At 37.2% G+C, this 18,439-nt stretch carries 13 protein-coding genes; 10 read left to right on the forward strand and 3 right to left on the reverse strand.

Annotated features, from left to right (window positions below; all coding sequences use genetic code 11):
• Positions 1 to 35 precede the first annotated feature (35 nt).
• Positions 36 to 401, reverse strand: a complete 366-nt coding sequence (locus I6F43_RS12030; protein WP_197102504.1) for a hypothetical protein — start codon at positions 399 to 401, stop codon at positions 36 to 38.
• A gap of 282 nt (positions 402 to 683) precedes the next feature.
• Here I6F43_RS12030 and I6F43_RS12035 point away from each other — a divergent pair, with 282 nt between their 5' ends.
• A complete protein-coding gene (locus tag I6F43_RS12035) occupies positions 684 to 2,825 on the forward strand; it encodes a transcriptional regulator (protein ID WP_197102506.1) in 2,142 nt (713 codons plus the stop codon).
• Positions 2,826 to 3,101: 276 nt separating this feature from the next.
• Here the strand turns inward: I6F43_RS12035 and uvrA are convergent, their stop codons facing one another.
• Complete coding sequence (uvrA, locus tag I6F43_RS12040; RefSeq protein WP_024589880.1) at positions 3,102 to 5,927, reverse strand: excinuclease ABC subunit UvrA; 2,826 nt, start codon at positions 5,925 to 5,927, stop codon at positions 3,102 to 3,104.
• Between the two features lie 162 nt (positions 5,928 to 6,089).
• Between uvrA and I6F43_RS12045 the strand changes: the two genes are divergently transcribed.
• The 4 genes from I6F43_RS12045 to I6F43_RS12060 all read left to right on the forward strand — a co-directional run bounded on the left by I6F43_RS12045 (position 6,090) and on the right by I6F43_RS12060 (position 13,302).
• A complete protein-coding gene (locus I6F43_RS12045) occupies positions 6,090 to 7,457 on the forward strand; it encodes an MFS transporter (protein WP_010553785.1) in 1,368 nt (455 codons plus the stop codon).
• Between the two features lie 20 nt (positions 7,458 to 7,477).
• The gene (gene ssb / locus I6F43_RS12050; RefSeq protein WP_007586300.1) at positions 7,478 to 8,200 is read left to right on the forward strand and encodes a single-stranded DNA-binding protein; all 723 of its coding nucleotides are present in this window, start codon (positions 7,478 to 7,480) and stop codon (positions 8,198 to 8,200) included.
• A 244-nt stretch (positions 8,201 to 8,444) separates the two neighbouring features.
• The gene (locus I6F43_RS12055) at positions 8,445 to 11,174 is read left to right on the forward strand and encodes a response regulator (protein WP_197102508.1); all 2,730 of its coding nucleotides are present in this window, start codon (positions 8,445 to 8,447) and stop codon (positions 11,172 to 11,174) included.
• A gap of 451 nt (positions 11,175 to 11,625) precedes the next feature.
• Positions 11,626 to 13,302 (forward strand): EAL domain-containing protein, encoded by a 1,677-nt coding sequence (locus I6F43_RS12060; protein ID WP_231614072.1) that lies wholly within the window; start codon positions 11,626 to 11,628, stop codon positions 13,300 to 13,302.
• Here I6F43_RS12060 and I6F43_RS12065 read toward each other — a convergent pair.
• On the reverse strand, positions 13,299 to 14,207 hold the full coding sequence (locus I6F43_RS12065; RefSeq protein WP_197102510.1) for a 1-aminocyclopropane-1-carboxylate deaminase/D-cysteine desulfhydrase: 909 nt from the start codon (positions 14,205 to 14,207) through the stop codon (positions 13,299 to 13,301). The two genes, I6F43_RS12060 and I6F43_RS12065, sit on opposite strands and share 4 nt — an antisense overlap.
• A gap of 76 nt (positions 14,208 to 14,283) precedes the next feature.
• On the opposite strand from I6F43_RS12065, the gene I6F43_RS12070 reads away from it, so the two are divergent.
• From I6F43_RS12070 to mshL, 5 genes are read left to right on the forward strand one after another with little or no spacing between them, the layout of a single operon-like run.
• Positions 14,284 to 15,207 carry an MSHA biogenesis protein MshI gene (locus tag I6F43_RS12070; protein WP_101163202.1) on the forward strand — a complete coding sequence of 308 codons (924 nt, stop codon included), beginning with the start codon at positions 14,284 to 14,286 and terminating at the stop codon, positions 15,205 to 15,207.
• Positions 15,204 to 15,803, forward strand: a complete 600-nt coding sequence (locus I6F43_RS12075; protein WP_231614073.1) for a PilN domain-containing protein — start codon at positions 15,204 to 15,206, stop codon at positions 15,801 to 15,803. Before I6F43_RS12070 ends, I6F43_RS12075 begins: the two co-directional genes overlap by 4 nt.
• A complete protein-coding gene (locus I6F43_RS12080; RefSeq protein ID WP_007586316.1) occupies positions 15,800 to 16,495 on the forward strand; it encodes a hypothetical protein in 696 nt (231 codons plus the stop codon). The genes I6F43_RS12075 and I6F43_RS12080 overlap by 4 nt, the downstream gene beginning before the upstream one ends.
• Positions 16,473 to 16,796: a hypothetical protein gene (locus I6F43_RS12085; RefSeq protein WP_007586318.1), complete on the forward strand. Its 324-nt coding sequence runs from the start codon at positions 16,473 to 16,475 to the stop codon at positions 16,794 to 16,796. Before I6F43_RS12080 ends, I6F43_RS12085 begins: the two co-directional genes overlap by 23 nt.
• Positions 16,780 to 18,438: a pilus (MSHA type) biogenesis protein MshL gene (gene mshL / locus I6F43_RS12090; protein WP_165721265.1), complete on the forward strand. Its 1,659-nt coding sequence runs from the start codon at positions 16,780 to 16,782 to the stop codon at positions 18,436 to 18,438. Before I6F43_RS12085 ends, mshL begins: the two co-directional genes overlap by 17 nt.
• Position 18,439: the final 1 nt, after the last annotated feature.

The following is an 18,439-nucleotide window of genomic DNA, read 5'->3' on the forward strand; positions in this document are numbered from 1 at the left end:
ATAATTCCTTAATATAACTTTTAATTTTATTGTTTTTAGTTCGATAACACATTGCTGAAATATGTAGTGATTGACGATGTTACCTTTGAAAGATTTTTATCAATTTGCGAGTTTATTTTACTCATTGAAGAGTCAAGCTCAGCTGATATTTTTTCATCTATTGAAGAAAGTAACGTTTGCTTATCAACATTACTTTTTAAAGACTCAGAAGCGTCTATTTTGTTTGTTTTTTGTAGTTTTTGATTAACAGGGTTAATTGCCTTTATGCTTTCACCAATCATGCATTTCTCAAAATTATTTTGATCGGTGTTTTGTTTAGTGTCAGCTGCAATAACTGAAGTAGTATTAAAAGCAGTTGCTAGTAGTAAAGCCGGTAGTACTTTTTTCATTGTGCTGTTCATAATTAAACCTTTTGTATTTTTTGCTGCAGCCAATTTAGAATCACAAATGATTTTTTACTAAGCTGCTTGTTGATGACGGTTTAAAGAATATCGCTGAATTTATTAAGAGTCGCTTATCTAGTTATGAGCAATTAATAGATAAGGTTTTAAAGCTAAATAATTGTTTAAATTTAGTATGTTAGCTTTAAACCTTATAATGCTAATATAAGGTTTAAAATGCTTTTTCTATAAAATAAAGTGTAGATGTGATACGGTTTATAAAAATAAAAATACGTAAAGACTATGAATTATCAAATCGGACCTTGGCAATTTATTAGTAATCGCTGTGTGATTACTTCAAACCATTTAGAAAGGGAATTAGATCCACTTTTAGTAAAGTTATTACTCCACTTTATAGATAAGCCTCAACAAATCGTTTCCCGCCAAGAGCTTATTGAGAGTGTGTGGCAACAAAGCTTTGTTGACGATAATGCGATTAACCGTGCAATCTCAGAGTTAAGAAAGCAGCTTGCCCACCCAATTGAAAAAGCGCCGCTTTTAAAAACACATTACCGTAAAGGATATAGCCTAACGGTAATACCTGAGCGTTTAACGCAAGCAAACGTTTCGAAAGAGCCTGCAAACATTTTGCCTGACTCACCGGGTATTTCTGCCAAAAATGAAGAGATAGCTACTGCAACTATTTCGCAACCAGTTCAAAGAACGAATAGTAAAAAGTTTTTGATTTATTCTTTATTCGCCATTATTTGCCTGTGCTTTTTAGTATGGTTTGGGTTGTTTTTTATTAATACACCTTCTAGTGAAAAGATTAAACAGATCACGGTTAATAAGGTAGCAAGCACGTGGAATATAGGCAGTGAGGTTCATCCTGAGATGTCCTCAGATAAACAATATTTAGCTTATACAAATGTTGAACCTGAAAATGACGTAATGCATGCATTTGTAAAACGACTATCTGATCAAAGGGAAGTTGAAATTACCTATCCTGGCTTTCAAGTATCCATTTTATCGTGGCAGTTAAATCAGCACTCTGTGTTGTTACAAGCGACCAACTTAAAGCAGCAAAAGTGTGAAATGGTTCTCGTTGATTTAAGCCAGTTTCCTGTTATAGGAGAGGCTACTTTAATTAAAAAGTGCGACCTTAGATACACAGGTTATGCGCAAGTAGACGAAAGTGGTGAGCATATTTATTACACCGAATATAAAAATGAGCATGAGGGTTCAGGTTTATATAAATATGATTTAGAACTTAAAAAAGAATTCATAGTGATCCCACCACCAGGCGTCATGTATGGTGTAATCATGCCTCGTTTATCTCATTCTGGTAGTAAAATAGCATATGTACTTAGCCAAAAGGGTAAGCCTTTTTCTGTATTTAGCTACAACTTTGAGACCCATGAAACCAAGCGGTTATTTAAAGCAAAGAAAAGCATAATTAGCTTCGCGTTTGACTGGCTTGCAGACGATAAAGGCGTGATTGTTTTTGAAGACTCTGAGCTTTCAACCATTGTGTTTGATGAAAATAATATTATTAAACGCACACTAACGGTTACCCCAGCAATTTCACCTTATTATATTGCAGTTCAATCTGCTAATAGCCTTTTTTACTCAGCAAATAAAACACAAGCATTTTCGTTAATTAAAGCGACTAATCTTTTTAGCGATGTTCCTGAGTATGAAGCACTCTACAAAAGTGATGAGGACGACTACATCATTGCAGAAGTCATTAATGAGAAAGGGCCAGCGCATATTTTTGTATCGGAGCGCTCTGGTAGCAGTCAGTTGTGGTTATCTCAAAATGGACTTACAAAGCAACTTAGTAACTTTACTTATGAAGGTAAATCTACCTTTGCTATTGGCGGACTAAGAGTATCGAGTAAGCAAGATCGTGTTTTATTAAGAGTTAATAGTGATATTGCATTTTTTGACGTTATGTCGAACAAGCTCTATACCATAGCTGAGTTTGAAGGGCGAAAAATACTAAGCTATGTATGGTCTAAAGATAATGAAAGTATAATTTATTTAGAGCGACGTGGTTCAGAAAATCTATTTGCTCAGTTTAATTTATTAACGCGAGACACAACTATATTAGAGGATGTTAAAGCCAACAAATTAATTTCAGGCGCTGACGGTACTAATTATGCAATTACTAATAATCAGTTAATTAAATTATCAAATAAACAGAGTTGGGAATTGCCTAAAGACGCGCGACAAGCACAACTTTTTGCCATTAATGGTAATTACCTTTACTACTCTGATGCAATTTCAAGAGTTGCAAGGCTTAATTTAGAAGATAAAACAGTAAAAGATGTGCACGTGGATTTTAAACCTATCGCATTTTTTATTAGTGATAACAATCAGATTTTCTTTACAGCATCAAAATATAAAGACATGCAAATAATACAGATAAGTTGGAACGACTAGGGCCTGTTTATCTTTCGAAGTTAAATTTGCAGCGGTGTGTTTTTTTTCTTTAATAGCATTTTCGATTTTGTCTAAATGAGAATTTTTTAACACAGGTAGCGACACATTTAGCCCCGCAAAATGATTAAGTATTATTGCGGATTGGTATTATGTTGATAAATGAAAAGTTAGAGTAAAAAAATAGCGAGAAGTGAGTCTTCTCGCCATTTTTAATTAAGTGTAATCTCGACGGTTAAATAACTTTAATGCCGATTGATTTGCCACAACTTAAAACCTCTATTTATTTAATAGAGGTTTTAAGTAATGCCCTGTATGTGAACGCTCACATTCGGCTACTTCTTCTGGTGTGCCTGCAATGAGTATTTCACCACCGCCAGCACCGCCTTCAGGTCCTAAATCGATAACCCAATCTGCAGTTTTAATTACATCGAGGTTGTGCTCAATAACAACAATTGTATTGCCGTGATCGCGCAGACGATGAAGTACAACAAGCAGCTGTTCAATGTCAGCAAAGTGTAAGCCTGTTGTTGGCTCATCTAATATGTAGAGCGTTTTACCAGTATCACGCTTTGATAGCTCGCGTGCTAATTTTACACGTTGCGCCTCACCACCAGAGAGAGTAGTAGCGGCTTGACCTAAACGAACATACGACAAACCAACGTCCATCAGCGTTTTAAGCTTACGCGCAATAGCCGGTATTTTATCAAAGTAGTCATGAGCGTCTTCAACAGTCATCTCAAGCACTTGGTGTATGTTTTTACCTTTGTATTGTACTTCGAGGGTTTCGCGGTTATAGCGTTTACTCTTACATACATCACACGGTACATACACATCAGGTAAAAAGTGCATTTCAACTTTAATTAAGCCGTCACCTTGGCAAGCTTCACAGCGTCCGCCTTTAACGTTAAAGCTAAAGCGACCTACTTTGTAGCCACGTGAGCGCGCTTCTTGTGTGCCTGCAAATAACTCACGAATGCCGGTAAATATACCTGTGTAGGTTGCCGGATTTGAACGCGGAGTACGACCAATTGGGCTTTGATCAATATCGATTACTTTATCAAAATGATCTAAACCGCTAATTGATTTATACGGTGCCGCTTCGGCTGTTGTTGCGCCGTTTAGCTCTGTATGAGCAAGTTTAAACAAAGTGTCGTTTATTAACGTTGATTTACCCGAGCCCGATACACCTGTCACACAGGTCATTAAACCAAATGGGATTTTTAAATCCACATTTTTAAGGTTATTACCCGTTGCGCCAAATAGCTCTAGCCATTTGTCGTTCGTTGGGTGACGTTCTTTTGGTATTTCTATTCTACGTACGCCTGATAAAAACTGGCCCGTAACAGACTCTTTGCTTGCTAAAATATCGTCGCGTGTTCCTTGAGCAATAATATGCCCACCATGAACACCCGCGCCTGGGCCAATATCAATAATATGGTCAGCGGCACGAATAGCATCTTCATCGTGCTCTACCACAATAACGGTGTTACCTAAGTCGCGTAAATGGACCAGTGTTTGTAGTAAGCGGTCGTTATCGCGCTGATGTAGCCCAATTGATGGCTCATCTAGTACGTACATTACACCTACAAGGCCTGCACCAATTTGGCTTGCTAAGCGAATACGCTGAGCTTCACCACCTGATAGTGTGTCGGCGCTGCGCTCAAGTGATAAGTAATTTAGGCCAACGTTAATTAAAAACGATAAACGGTCGCGAATTTCTTTTAGTATTTTTTCAGCTATTTGGCCTTTTTGTCCGGTTAGCGTTAACCCTTCAAAAAACTCCATAGCTTCACCAATACTCATGCACGTGATTGCAGGTAAGTTGGTTTTTCCAATAAATACATTTCGAGATTCTTCGCGTAAACGCGAGCCATTACAGCTAGGACATGCTTGGCTTGTTTGGTATTTAGCAAGTTCTTCTCGTACTGAGTTTGACTCGGTCTCGCGGTAGCGGCGATTCATGTTATTTAAAACGCCTTCAAACTCATGATTACGCGTAATTAAATCGCCACGGTCGTTACGGTAATTAAACGCAATTTTAGTGCTACCAGAGCCATCTAAAATAATTTTTTTCGAGTCGCTGTCTAAATCTTGATAAGGCACATCTAAATCAAAACTATAATGCTCAGCAACAGCTTGTAGCATTTGATAGTAATAAAAGCTGCGTTTATCCCAGCCTTTAATTGCACCGCCAGCAAGGCTTAACTCTGGGTTATGCACTACGCGATTAGGATCAAAATATTGACGTATACCTAAACCATCACAGGTTTGGCACGCACCAGCAGGGTTATTAAACGAAAACAAACGCGGTTCTAGCTCAGTCATTGCATAGCCACAAGTAGGGCAGGCAAAGTTTGCTGAGAATAGAATTTCTTCAGCGCTGCTATCATCCATGTATGCTACATGTGCAACGCCATTAGACATTTCAAGCGCGGTTTCAAACGATTCTGCTAAGCGTTGTTGTAAGCCATCTTTTACTTTAAATCTGTCTACAACAACTTCTATTGTATGTTTTTTATGAAGCTCAAGTGTTGGTGGATCAGACAAGTCACATACTTCACCGTCTATACGGGCGCGAATATAACCTTGGCTTGATAGCTGCTCTAATAACTTAACATGCTCACCTTTACGCTCTTTTACTATTGGCGCAAGCAGCATTAATTTACTGCCCTCAGGCAGTGCCAAAACAGTATCTACCATTTGACTAACGGTTTGCGCAGCAAGTGGTAAATCATGTGTAGGGCATCGTGGTTCGCCAACGCGGGCAAACATAAGTCGTAAATAATCGTAAATTTCGGTAATAGTACCCACAGTTGATCGTGGGTTATGAGACGTTGATTTTTGCTCAATAGAAATGGCAGGAGAGAGGCCTTCGATGTGATCTACATCAGGCTTTTCCATAAGCGATAAAAATTGTCTTGCATACGCAGAAAGTGATTCAACATACCGGCGTTGTCCTTCTGCATAAAGTGTATCAAATGCAAGTGATGACTTCCCCGAACCAGATAGACCAGTAATAACTATTAATTTATCACGTGGGATGGTTAGGCTGATGTCTTTTAAATTATGCGTACGGGCGCCTCGGACTTCAATGTTTTCCATGCTATCTCGTTTATTACCAAAATTATTTACTCAGTATCGCATAATACGAAGCAATATTAATCCTTGATCAATGAAAAATCCTTACTTATAGGCGATTAATTATTGCCAAGCTTATGGTAGAATCCCAACCTCAATTTTTCATAGAGTAAGATCACGCAGATAATGACCGCATCTTCACTTAATTCACGAGAAAAACGCGCCGCAGTATCGCTGGCGAGTGTGTTTGCATTTAGAATGCTCGGCTTGTTTATGCTGATGCCTGTATTGGCTATTTATGGACAATCGCTTGAAGGTTTTTCGCCTATTTGGATTGGTTTTGCCATTGGTGCGTATGGTTTAACGCAAGCCGTATTGCAAATACCTATGGGTCGATTATCCGATAAGATTGGTCGTAAAAAGGTTATTGTTGGTGGCTTAGTCGTATTTGCTATTGGCTCTGTAGTTGCTGCATTAGCTGACTCTATTCAAATGGTTACCGTAGGCCGCGCTCTACAAGGTATGGGCGCAATAGCCAGTGCGCTACTCGCGTTTGCTTCAGATTTAAGCCGCGATGAGCAACGACCAAAGGTAATGGCCGTTATTGGTATGAGCATAGGAATGAGCTTTGCCTTTGCTATGCTACTTGGGCCAATTGTCGCAGCTTCGTGGGGTATTGCGGGTGTATTTTGGTTGACTGCTATTTTAGCTGTTTTTGGTATATTTATAGTGACTATGCTAGTGCCAAATGCGGTAAATAAAGCGCCCAAAGGCGATACATTAGCAAGCTTTAGCGACATTAAAAAACTAATTAAGCACCCTCAGTTAGCACGATTAAATGCAGGTGTATTGCTATTACACTTAACGCTAACCACAATTTTTGTTGTACTGCCGAGTCAATTAATTAAAGATGGCTTAGTTGCCGACCATCACTGGTATCTATATATTCCAGTGCTATTTTTAGCATTTTTATTAATGGTACCAATAATGATTGTAGCCATTAAAAAAGAGAAAGAAAAACAAGCATTTATTGGCTCAGTAGCCTTGTTAACTATTAGTATGCTAGCAATGTCGGTATGGGTTAATAGTGTAGTAGGCATTGCTGTGTGTATGCTGCTTTATTTTGTGGCGTTTAACTTTTTAGAAGCCACTATGCCTGCGCTTGTATCGCGAATAGCACCTGCAAGCCAAAAAGGTTCAGCAATGGGTGGCTACTCATCTAGTCAGTTTTTAGGCGCCTTTTTAGGCGGTATGTTAGGTGGTTATGTAGCACAAACTACAACGACGCAAGCTGTGTTTGCGGCAGCGGCACTTGTTGGGTTAATATGGCTTATTATTGCGTGGAAAATGCAAGTCCCACCCAAAAGTAAAGTTATTAGTTTAATGACCAAATTAGATTCTGAAGAGCATGCTCAAACACTTGCTTCTCAGTTAGTTGCTTTACCAGGCGTAATAGAAGCAACTGTGGTTCGCGATGAAAGTCGCAGCTATTTAAAGATTAATGATAAAGAATTTGACCTAGACCAAGCACGTAAAGTAGCTGGTTTAATCTAACATTTATAGGAGATGGTTCCATGGCACGCGGTGTGAACAAAGTAATTTTGGTTGGTAATTTAGGGCAAGATCCTGAAGTTCGTTATATGCCTAACGGCAATGGTGTAGCAAATATTACCTTAGCAACTTCGGATAGCTATAAAGATAAAAACACTGGCCAAATGGTTGATAAAACTGAGTGGCATCGTGTTGTGTTCTTTGGCAAATTAGCTGAAATTGTTGGTGAATATTGTCGTAAAGGTTCACAAATTTATGTTGAAGGTAAACTTCAAACACGTAAGTGGACCGATCAACAAGGCCAAGAAAAATACACTACAGAAATAGTTGTAGATGGCTTTACTGGTCAAATGCAAATGTTAGGCGCACGTGGTGGCGATCAGCAAAGTGGTGGTTACCAAGGTAATCAGCCGCAAGGTGGACAACAAGGTGGTGGTTACCAAGGTAATCAGCCGCAAGGTGGTCAACAAAGCGGTGGTTACGGTCAAAATAACCAAGGCCAAGCTGCACAGCAAAGTGGCTATAATCCGCAGCAACAAGCCGCACCAGCAGCACAACCAAAACCGGCTCCAGCACCACAGCAGCAAAGTAATCAATATCAGCCGCAAGGTGGTTATGCACCACAGCAAAAAAGTGCACCACAACAGCAAGGTGGTTTCGCTCCTAAACCACAAAGTGCTCCGCAAGGTGGCGCATCAAACCCAATGGAACCAACCATTGATTTTGACGACGATATCCCTTTTTAGTGTCCCAACCTTTACAGTGTAAAGATGTATTATAGAAAAGCCCCGTGCATACGGGGCTTTTTTATACGAGTTGTGTAGTGAGGGCAACCCAGAACTATCAATGAATATCGTCATTAAGCAATAAAATGAAATAGTATTAGTAAACATGTTAAATTATGGTGATATTTACATTTTATTTAATTGATATATATATCGTTAACACTTACCATTAAAAGACTTTTACCTTGATTACACAATGAGAAACATGAAAACTAATATCTTATTTTTATTTCTTGTTTTTCAATTTGTGAGTCCAATTTCAAACGCTCAACCTTCTTCAAATGTTACTCATGTTTTATTTATAAATTCAACAAACCAAGATATGCCTTGGCACAAAAGTGTTGATTCTGGACTGCGTAAAAAACTTATAGAACGTTCTTTTAGTTATGAACTCTTCGTTGAAAATATGGATGTAAACCGATTCGATGAAGCAAATCAAAAACAGTTAATGAAGGACTACCTCAAACAAAAATATAAAAATAAGCACATCGATATCATTGTTACTCAGTCTCCTTCTGCTGCAGTACTTTTATCGCAATTAGATGACTTTTTTATAAATGCTGCAAGAATATATTTGGAACCAGGCGCTCAATTTAGTTTGCCTAAAAATACTAACGGAGCAGTAATCCAAGCTAAATTAGATTACGCGCAAGCAACAGCAAGCGCTGTTAATTTAATGAAGCCTAAAAAATTAATCGTTATATTAGATACAAAAAACGATATTGGGATGAGCTTTTATCGAGGGCTATTTTCGGTTATTAACCGTGACTTTTCGTATTTAGGCGTAGAGAAGTGGTTTGATCTTTCAATGCCAGAGCTGCTAACTAAAGTAAAAAATGCGCCAGATGATTCAATTATATTGTTTACTCCCATTTTCAGGCATTACGATAATAAATCCCTTAGCCCTTATCAGCTCGTAGAGCAATTAGCTAAAGCAAGTTCTGCGCCCGTTTTTAGTTATTGGGAGGTACTATTAGGCTCAGGTGTTGTTGGTGGGTATGTGTTGTCGGGTGAAAAAATAGGTGAACGTATTGCCGAATCGATAATTTTATACAATGAAAATAAAAGTTTAAGTGAAATCAGTGGTGAAGGGCTAAGTGTTTACGCTTATGACTGGCGTCAATTAAACAAGTTCGATATAGCTCCACAAAGCTTGCCAGAAAAGTCTATTATATCCTATTACGAGCCAACCTATTTTGAGCAAAATAATACATTAATTTACAGCGCTACTGCGATTATTTTTATTCTTAGCAGCTTTTTAGTTTTCGTATTGTTTTTAAATCAACGGCGAATTCAACTTTTAAAAGAGCTTGATGAAGAAAAGCAAAGATTAGAGTCTCGCGTTGATCAGCGTACTGAAGAACTGTTGCAAGCCAAAGAAGAGGCCGAAAAGCTGACATCCGCTAAGTCTGAATTTTTAGCAAATATGAGTCATGAAATTAGAACTCCTATGAGTGGGATTATTGGCTTAACCAACATTTTGCTCGAAAAAGGTTTGCCTGGGGAATATGAGCATTATTTAAATAAAATTAAATATTCTTCAGATCAACTCCTTGTAGTTATTAACGATATTTTAGACTTTTCAAAAATTGAGTCTGGAAATATTAACCTTGAGGAATTTCCTTTTTCTGTAAATTCGGTTGTTGACTACATCAAAGCAACTTTTGATGAGCTAGCTCAAAGCAAAGGGATCACATTTGATATTGTCATTGGTAAAGAGGTTAAACTCGATTTAATAGGTGATGTAGTTCGAATAAACCAAGTACTGCTAAATTTATGCTCTAACGCAATTAAATTTACTACACAGGGCTTTGTATCGGTATTAATAGAATCAAAAAGATCGTTAGCCGATCCTAAGAGCGTTTGTTTGTATTTCATTGTTAAGGATTCCGGTATTGGGATTGCCGAGCAAAGCCTTGCCGATTTATTTGAATCTTTTACTCAAGCCGACAGCTCTACAACCAGGAAGTTTGGCGGCACAGGTTTAGGTTTAACTATAAGTAAGCGTTTATGCCAATCGATGGGTGGGGATATAACGGTAAAAAGTACTCAAGGTGTAGGTAGTGAATTTATAGCTTCGATTAAGGTGAAATTGAATAACCAAGCGTTGATTGATAACACTCCCGACCTAACTTTTACTGATTCGTTCGAGGTATTAATTGTAGATGATAATGAAGATGATCTTAAGGTAATTGAAAATCAGCTAACGGCTATGGGGCTAGTATGTACGGCCTGTCAATCTGCTAAACAAGCTATTGATATTATTGAACACAGTAAAGATAAATTTAAAGTTATTATTGTCGACTGGGCAATGCCATCAATGAGTAGCGAAGCTTTTTTAATACGCATTTTCAATATTAATCCTCAACTTTATAACAACACGATTGTACTTATAATGAGTGACGAAAGTTTACTTAATAATGCAGCCAAAAAAGTAAGTATAAAAACTATTTTGCAGAAACCTGTATACACGAGTGTTTTGTATGAGGCGATTGAAAGTAAAGTAGTAGGCCCTCTTAATGAAGTGCCTATAGTAAACACCGTAAGTGAAGCGTCGCTGACAGGTATAAAAATATTGGTTGTGGAAGATAACTCGATCAATAAACTAATCGTTACAAACATACTAGAGAAGGCTGATGCTCAAATTTACTTGGTCGACAATGGATTAGAATGTATTCAAGCCGTGAAATTACAATTGTACGATATTATTTTGATGGATATTCATATGCCTATTATGGACGGGGTTGAGGCGAGTAAAATTATTCGTAGCGATAGTGACAAAGCAATCGCAAATATTCCAATAATTGCTTTAACAGCTAATGTTATGAAAGATGATATTACACGATACTTATCCATTGGCATGAACGCCCATGTTGCAAAGCCTATTAAAGCGCAAAATCTACGTGAAACTATAATCCGCTGTTTAAATAAATAGCTGAGCCATTAAAGTGATTTAATAATTATCCATATTAAGTACCTATCGTAATATTGTCCGCTGGCTTGAGCCTATTTTGGATAACTTAAAAAGACAATTCATAAAATAGAATCTGGCCACCGGTTGCTATATGAAGTCTCATACATTCTTTTCCCCATATGTTTATTTCAGCAAAGGTTGAATTATCAATGTCAGACGTTAGTGAGTTAGGCACCATAAACAAAGCACATCGCTTCGCTGTACACACTACAAACAAAACGCGCTTAAGCTTGAGGATTCAATTTAATCTATTTATAAAATAAAGGGCATAGTTGTTTGTTTTTGTAAGTTCTCGTTTATCTGAGTGTTTTTTGTTTAGAGCTATTAATAAACGTTTAAACTTAGTTTACAGCCTTGTACTTCTATAGATATTGAACAACACTTTAGTTAATAATTTAACGAGTGGCAAGCTATGCAAAAGAGTAAAATCTGGCTTTTAAAGTACTTCAAAGGTATCTCTTTTGTCTTATTTTTAATGATACTTATTAGTTTTAATTTCGTTCTAAATGATGCATTACATCAAAAAGTTCATGCTTCTGGGCAGCAGTTCGTTAAACACGTTTACGAGCTGAATTTATCTCCTTCTATAAACAATGAAGTGTTGGCCGCATTAGCTAAAAGTGAAGGTTTTGTGTTGGAGGTGCCAAAGCCTGCAGAGCATTTTAGGCATTTAGTGAATATAGAGCGCGAAGTTTTTTCTTACAAAACATTAAGTTTGAGCCTCTATCACTATCCTGCTTGGGTAGCACAAAGTTACTTATTTATATTGCTAAACTTGATCATATTAGGCGCCGCTGGCTGGTCTTATCGTTGGTGGGGCTTATTGAATGTAAGCCGTAGAATTACACCCAAAAATACAATGATACAACCTACTAAAACTATTAAACAAAATAAAATACGATTAATTAAACAAGTAAAAAAATGCGAATTAAGTTCTTTGTATGGGGTTAATAGAGCATCACATAGCTTATTTTTACTCATTGAATGTGACTTTGATAAGAAAACCGATAAAGAAGCTATTTTTAAAGTGTTAATCACTAGAAAATTGACTGAATTTAAAGATGTGTCGGTAAAAATACTAAATTCCAGTTACTTGGCCGTCACCTTGCCACATATACCTACTCCCGAGTTAGACAGCTACGTTGAAAAGCTCCATCAGAGCGTGTTTTTACTATGCCAAAATTATCAAAAAAGTATGACTCATAAAAATATTAAAATAGGTGCGTGCGACTATCGATTAGGCGCAGATAAAATTGCGGTTTATCAGTTAGCAAAATCAGCACTTATGCTATCGCAAAACAGCTCAGTACAGCACTCTCACCGCTTAGCGTTAAATTACTGCCAAGAAAAACCACTTTCTAGTAAGCAAGTTATCGAAAATATTAAAAAGAACAAATTTATATTATTCTTCCAGCCTTTATTTGAGCTCTCTAGCGGGGAAATTTTAGAACATGAAGCTCTTATCAGAGTTAGGCATAGCCAACTTGGTTTACTAGCTGCTCGTTATTTTATTAATCAGGTTTATAGTAATCAAGACGCTTTAATATTAGATAAAGCAGTAATAACACAAGTTAAAAAGCTAATGCTGAGTGAATCTTCGGCCTTAACAGTTAGTGTAAATCTACACCCTAAAAATTGGTTTAATAATGTATTTTGGGAATGGTTACCTAGTCAAATAGCAGAGCTTAAATTAAGTGCTAAATTACAATTTGAAATAAGTGAGGCTGAGTTTTTTACTCATAGAGAATCGATAACTAATGCACTTGATGTAATTAAAAAAAACCGTTCACAAATTGTGATTGATAATGTAAAAAGTAGTGAGAAAGTAGCTGTATTAACTGATTATAACCAAGTATGCGGGCTTAAATTATCATACGAACTAATTCATTTATTAAATGAAAAAACTCAAAATCAAAGGCAAATAAAAAAGATAGTCGAAGCCGCAAACCTTTTAAATTTACCTGTATATGCCGTTGGCGTAGAGACTCAAAAAGAGTTGTTTACGCTTGCCAAATTGGGAGTGGTGGGAGCTCAAGGGTTTTACTTTTCAGAGCCACTTCAAGAGTTTACGCAAGCGGTATTTAATTAAATTAACCCTCTATATTTAAGTCCATTCAAGCCCTGAAGCCCGCCAGTATGAACAGCTATAATTTTACTCCCAGATGGGAAATAATCTTGCTCAATAAGTTGCCATAATGCATACATCATTTTTCCACTATAAATAGGCTCAAGCGGTAAATTATAAGTGCGGCCCATATCTTGGCAAAACTGCCATAACTCAGGTGAAAACTTACCATAGCCACCACCATGAAACTCTGTGAGTAACTGCCAGTTGTTTTGATTATTAGCTTTAGCGCTCAGCTTTTTTATTTCTTCATTTAAATAATTAGCTTGTTTTAATACTGCTACACCAATCACTTGTGTTGTTGAAGCACTGCCCTCTATTAATCCAGCAAGCGTGCCACCACTACCGGTAGGGCACACTAAGTAGTTATGCTCAGGTAAGCTTTGCACTAACTCTTTACATCCTAATAAGGCGTGCTCGTTTGTACCACCTTCGGGAATAATATAAGCATTTGGAAAGCGCTCTTGCAGAGCATTAAGGTAATCGGTGTCGTGGCGTTTTCGATACTCTATACGATTAACTACATGTAGGTTCATACCACAATGTTTTGCAAATTGGATTGTTGGATTGTTGTTATCCAGTTCAGGTCCGCGAATAATCGCGCGAGTTTTTATATTAAATTCTTTTCCGGCAGCTGCGCAGGCGTGAATATGGTTTGAAAACGCACCACCAAAAGTCAGAAGTTCTGTTTTATTTATCTTTTGCATGTACGCTAAATTATATTTTAATTTACGCCATTTATTGCCACTTATTAGCGGATGGAGCAAATCATCACGTTTTATACCTAAATAAATATTTCTCTTTTTTAGAAACGAGCTATGTATTTGTTGAATATAGTTATTTTCATCTGTTTTGAATGTTTCATGCATTTTTTTGGTTTTCAATTTGGCAAAGTAGTTAAAATGTACGACACTTATTTCATACACAATTAACAATAGTAGCTATATGAAAGAAAAGCTGTTTTCATGGTTAAATCGTAGTTTAGATCCAAATACAGCTATTGGTGTTGCAACTTACGCAGATACTGTTAACGCAGTATGTTTAAAAAAACAACGCGACCAATGGATGGTTCACAGTTCTCACAGTGTAAATGTGTCTGAGCAAACCGATTATACCGCTGCAATTGTTGCTTGTACAAATGAGGTTTCTACTGATATTTGTGCAGTTAATTTAGTCATACCGCACTACTTTTATCAAATAGTGCAAATGGATAAACCAAACCTTAGTGATGAAGAAATCATTCAGTCACTCCCTTGGACTACAAAAGACTTAGTTGATATAGCACCTGAAAACATAGTTGCTGACTTTATTGATTACCCAATAACTTTACCAATGCAAAGCAGCAAAATGAATGTATTTATTACGAATAAGCTGCAACTACTTCCGTTTATAGACAGTTTTGAACAAACTAAACCTGTTTTGCGTGCAATGACCTCTGAAGAAATGGTTTTAGTTACCTTGTTTGGCTCATACAAAGAGGCGCATATGCTGATTGTGCAACATGCTAATCATGAACCTCGAATCTTAATTATTCGTGATGGGCAATTAGTATTAGCTAGGCGATTAAATGGTTTTTTAGGTATTTCAGATAAGGATCAAAATCAAGAATTGGTAGAAGCGTTAGGATTAGAAATTCAGCGTTCTATGGACTTTTTTGAAAGCCAGCTCAAGCAACCACCAATCCGCAGCATTCAGTTACAGTGCGATGATTTATCTTCATTAACTCTTAGAGCCGGGCTTGCAGAGTTTTTACAAGTAAAAGTTGTAGATTTTGAGCCTAACTTAGAATTAGCGCAGCAATTAGAGCCAAATTTTTATTATGCGCTTGGGGCAGCCTATCAATTAACAGATCCTGAGTCTGTGCTATGAAAACCCGGATTAACTTTTATCAAAAAACCTTACGCGTACGGCGAGACCCAGTCCCTTTGTCTGGAATGATTACGTTGTGGTTAGGTGCGCTATTAATTATTGCAATCACGTGGGCTTTTTACAGTTATAAAACATATTCTAGTGAGCTTGATTTAGAACAAAATAGGCAATACCTCAAACAAGGAAAAGCTCAGTTAGAAGTTGTAAAACAGCAGTTAGCAGAGAAACAAAATAAAACACTCTTTATTAATGAGCTAAAAACACTTCAGCAAGAGGTTTTGCACAAGCAGCAAATATTTAGCTATTTAGAGCAAAGTTCAGATCAGTCTGCAACCGATTACGCTCAGGTAATGCACGATTTAGCGAAGTATCATGAACCTAATATTTGGCTGACCCACATTAAGTTTATAGGGCAAAGTGTGACGCTTCAAGGTCAAACATCGCAATCAAAATTCTTACCAATTTGGTTTGATAATTTAAAACAGTCGCCATTTTTTATTGATAAAGAGTTTTCAGTTTTAGAGTTATCTACGCAAGCAGGTGTGAGTGAATTTAATGTAGCGACAGACCTTAGTGATGAGGGCGATAAACCATGAGCCAAACAATAAGTAGCCAGAATAATAAAAATAAAGGTTGGCCATTATGGGTCAAATACCAAGCTCAGTTTGCATCGCTGCAAAAACGTGAGAAGTATTCCACCTTATTTGTTGGTTTGTTTATAGTGATTTACCTCGGTCTCTGGTTCGTTATTTTTCCACAGCAAGATGAAGTTGCCAACATACGTTCAAAGCACAATACAACGCTGCAAGAGTTACAGCAGATAAATGCGCAACTCTCCATGTTAAACCAAGCACTAAACTACGACTACACTAAGGTTTTACGCGGTCAAATTGCACAAACCAGAGATGAATTAGCCGAAATAAATAATCAACTTAATAGTTTTAGCCAAGGCTTTGTAGCTGCTAAAAATGTACCTGCCGTTTTAAAAGATTTGCTCGTAGATAGTAGCGACGTAAAAGTGAGTAGCTTTAATGTAAAACCAGCACGGGCTATCGATGTAGAAAAACTAGGTGAACATGATACGCAAACATTATTTTTTGAGCATCAGATGGTAGTTACTTTGCAAGGTAGCTACTTTAGCTTACAAAAATATTTAGCCGCATTAAAAAATAATCAAGATAAGTTATTAATACAAGAGTTTAGTTATCAGGTACTAGAGTACCCTCAGGCTGAATTAACTTTACAAATTGCTACAGTGAGCGCTAATGAAAAATTTATCGCGTTATAGTATTTGTACTTTGGCTTTTTACATTATTGCGCCGAGTGCGCTTGCGCAACTTCGCGATCCGACTCAGCCAAATATGTTTGTGAGTAACAATAGTCCAGTTAAGCAAAGTACAGAACTTAAATTGCAATCTATTATTAAAAACAGTACAGCATTTAAGGCCATTATTTCAGGCCATATTTATCGAGTTGGTGATGCTGTAGATGATTTTCGGGTGCTAAGCATTAACTCAAAACAGGTTGTGTTAGCAAATGATGATAAACAAATAAAATTAGAATTATATGACTATGAAATTAAAAAATAATTTATCTCATCCGTGGCTTGTTCTTCTATTGTTACCTACATTTTTAACTGCGTGCCATAGCTTTAAACCAGGCAAAGAGGTTAAAAACCATATAGAGCAAGAGTTATCTGAAAGACCTACAGAGCCTAAAGTAATTGCGCCTTTACAAATGCCAAGCGAACTTACACAAAGCTTATTGTCATCTATAAATAATGAGCAAACTATAAGTGATGATTTATCTATCAAGCGTTTTGATGTCGCAGCAAATGATGTCGAAATAGGCGCTTTTTTTGCAGGCTTAACAGACGATACCCCTTTTAGTGTTGCTGTGCATCCTGAGGTAAATGGCACAATTAATTTAAATCTTAAAAGCGTTACGTTTAATGAAGTCATTAATGTTATTAAGCGTATGTATCCTTTAGATATTGTTAATGAAGGACGAATTGTACAAGTACTACCAGCCAAAATGCGCACAGAAACAATACCTGTAAATTATTTAATGATGCAACGCCATGGTCAGTCTACAGTGAGTGTTGTTGCTGGTGGGGTTAGTCAATTTGCACAAAGTGGCAGTGGTTCGAGTGGTTCAAGTTCAGGTAATAGTAACCAGCAAAATAGTGAATTTGGCGGCGATAATCAAAGCTTAGATTTAAATGGTTCTCGAATCCAAACAATTAATAAAAACGATTTTTGGAAGGAATTAGAAGTTGCCCTTAAGTCTTTAATTGGCGCAAGCGATGGGCGCTATGTTGTTGCAAGCCCACAAGCTAGTTTGGTAACCGTAAATGCATTACCAAGCGAAATTAGTCAGCTAAAAGAGTTTTTACGTCAAAGCCAAGAAAACCTGCAACGCCAAGTTATTCTAGAAGCGAAAATAATAGAAGTAACCTTAAAAGATGAGTACCAACAAGGGGTCAACTGGGAGCGCATAGCCAGTGGTTTAGAAGGCGGTATTTCGTTTGCTACAACAGCGGGTTCTACAATTAGTAATAGCATTTCGGCTGCCATTGGCGGAGCGTCATCGCTGACAATTCAAAAAGGTGACTTTAACGGGGTTATTAATTTGCTAGAAACCCAAGGTGATGTGCAAATGTTATCTAACCCTCGCGTTACGGCTACAAACAACCAAAAAGCAGTTATAAAAGTAGGGCAAGACGAATACTTTGTTACTAATGTATCAAGTACGACGGTAACAGGTACTGCTACAACTACTTCGCCTGAGATTGATTTAACGCCGTTCTTTTCTGGTATTGCGCTTGATGTAACGCCGCAAATTGACAAGTACGGCTCAGTCATTTTGCATGTTCACCCTTCAGTAACTGAAACAGAAGAGCAGCTAAAAGTAATTACTTTAGACGATCAACGTTTTGAGTTACCTCTAGCGCAAAGCAACATTCGAGAGTCAGATACCGTTATTCGCGCTCAAAGTGGCGAAATAGTGGTTATTGGTGGTTTGATGCAAACGTCAACACAGGATGAAGAATCAAAAACACCCGTACTGGGTGATATCCCCATATTTGGCAACTTATTCAAAAGTATTCGTAAACGCCAAGAGAAAAAAGAACTAATTATTTTAATCAAACCAACCGTTGTTATGCCCGATACTTGGAAAAAACAACAAGGTGAAAGCCGTCAGCTTTTAAAAACATGGTATGAAAACTAAC

It is taken from the genome of Pseudoalteromonas sp. NZS71_1 (genome assembly GCF_015864305.1).
Taxonomy (GTDB): domain Bacteria; phylum Pseudomonadota; class Gammaproteobacteria; order Enterobacterales; family Alteromonadaceae; genus Pseudoalteromonas; species Pseudoalteromonas arctica.